We start from the raw sequence: 1,764 nt of genomic DNA, 5'->3' as shown, positions 1-1,764 counted from the left end.
TCTCTGGGGGGGTCCCGGGCCCGGCCCGCCCCCCTCTGCAAACCCCCCCCCGGGCCCGCCCCCGCGGTGCGCGTCCGGGCCGGCGACGGGGTCGGGGCAGGTCAGCCCATGGGGATCGGGCTCAGCCCATGTCGAACGTCGCCGGGTCGGGACCCAGGCGACGGTCCTCGTTCAGCGCGCTGATCGCCGCGATGTCCTCGGTGTCGAGCGAGAACTCGAAGACGTCGATGTTCTCCTTGATCCGGGACGGGGTCACGGACTTGGGGATCACGACATTGCCCAGCTGGATGTGCCAGCGCAGCACGATCTGGGCCGGAGTGCGGTTGTGCTTCTGGGCGATGGCGACGATCGCCGGGACCTCCAGCAGGCCCTTGCCCGAGCCGAGCGGGGACCAGGCCTCGGTGGCGATGCCCTGCTGAGCGTGGTACTCGCGGGCCGCGTGCTGCTGGAGGTGCGGGTGCAGCTCGATCTGGTTGACGGCCGGGATGACGGACGTCGCCTCGATCAGCTTCTCCAGGTACTCCGGGTAGAAGTTGGAGACACCGATGGCCTTGATCCGGCCGTCCGAGTAGAGCTTCTCGAAGGCCTTGTACGTGTCGATGTACTTGCCCCGGGACGGCAGCGGCCAGTGGATCAGATACAGGTCGAGGTAGTCCAGGCCGAGCTTCTCCAGGGAGGTGTCGAACGCGCGGAGCGTCGAGTCGTACCCCTGGTCGCTGTTCCAGAGCTTGGTGGTGACGAAGAGGTCCTCGCGGGGGATGTCGGAGGTGGCGATGGCCTTGCCCGTGCCCTCCTCGTTGCCGTAGATGGCCGCGGTGTCGATGCTGCGGTATCCGGACTCCAGCGCCGTGGCGACGGCCCGCTCCGCCTCGTCGTCCGGGACCTGCCAGACACCGAAGCCCAGCTGCGGCATCTCGACGCCGTTGTTCAGGATGATCGGGGGGACCTTGCTCACGAGCTCTCGATCCTTCAGTCGTCGGGTGGTACTCCCATGGTCAACGATCACCGGCCGGTATGCATTCCTGACCGGCGGATTTGCTGTGGATTCCTGGTGAGGGTCGGAGATTGGCCGGAAATGGATCCGACCTTATCGGTCCGGACCATTGACCGGGTTCCGTCATCCGACCACTCTGTAGGGCGTCACCGAACGGGTTCATGAACTCGGTGCATGCATGTGAACACCAGCACCTGTCTGGGCTCTACACCCCCCACCCATCAGGAAAGCAGGTATGCGCACATGAACAAGAGCGCCCTCGAAGGCCGCCGCGCGGAGCAGGTCATTCGGGAAACATCGGAGGAAAGGGTCTGGGAGACCCCCGGGTATCTGGTCGTCGAGACCGCCCTCGAGGTCACCGCGTACGCGCTCGGCGACCGCCTGGGCCCGGTGGCCGAACGGGCGCCGGCCGGGCGACACCTGGCACGTACGGCGTAGGGCCTGTCCGGCGGATCATGCCGGAGACGCGGGGCTTGGTGCGCGCTCCCCCAAGCTCTTCGAGCAGGGGGTGCCCCCAGCGGCGTTGTCGTCGGTTGCCGACTCCCCCGAGCTCTCGGCTTCGCTCGAGCAGGGGGGACCCCCATCGCGTAGACGCCCTCCTCCGCCTTGCAGCTGCACGCACCAAGCCCCGCTCATCTGCGTTAGTGAGGCACCGTTGCTTTTCTCCGACCTGATCCGCCGAACGGGCAGCCTAGGCCCTGTCGTCACATTCCCGTCTGCCCCGCGACGCCATGCACGCGCCCCCAAGTTCTCGGCTTCGCTCGAACAGG

1 protein-coding gene and 1 pseudogene are annotated in these 1,764 nt (G+C 67.3%); one reads left to right on the top strand and one right to left on the bottom strand.

What is annotated here, in order from left to right:
• Positions 1-121: 121 nt before the first annotated feature.
• Positions 122-913: an aldo/keto reductase gene (locus ACFVWD_RS58240; RefSeq protein WP_389607284.1), complete on the bottom strand. Its 792-nt coding sequence runs from the start codon at positions 911-913 to the stop codon at positions 122-124.
• A gap of 366 nt (positions 914-1,279) precedes the next feature.
• Here ACFVWD_RS58240 and pqqA point away from each other — a divergent pair.
• Positions 1,280-1,375: pseudogene (gene pqqA / locus ACFVWD_RS58235) on the top strand (pyrroloquinoline quinone precursor peptide PqqA); the annotation flags it as partial.
• Positions 1,376-1,764 lie beyond the last annotated feature (389 nt).

This window comes from Streptomyces sp. NPDC058086, assembly GCF_042885015.1.
Taxonomy (GTDB): domain Bacteria; phylum Actinomycetota; class Actinomycetes; order Streptomycetales; family Streptomycetaceae; genus Streptomyces.
This window is presented reverse-complemented; position numbering and strand designations above follow the sequence as displayed.

Coding starts and splice junctions, on each gene's coding strand:
- ACFVWD_RS58240 (WP_389607284.1), bottom strand. CDS start 913: ATGCCGCAGCTGGGCTTCGGTGTCTGGCAGGTCCCGGACGACGAGGCG.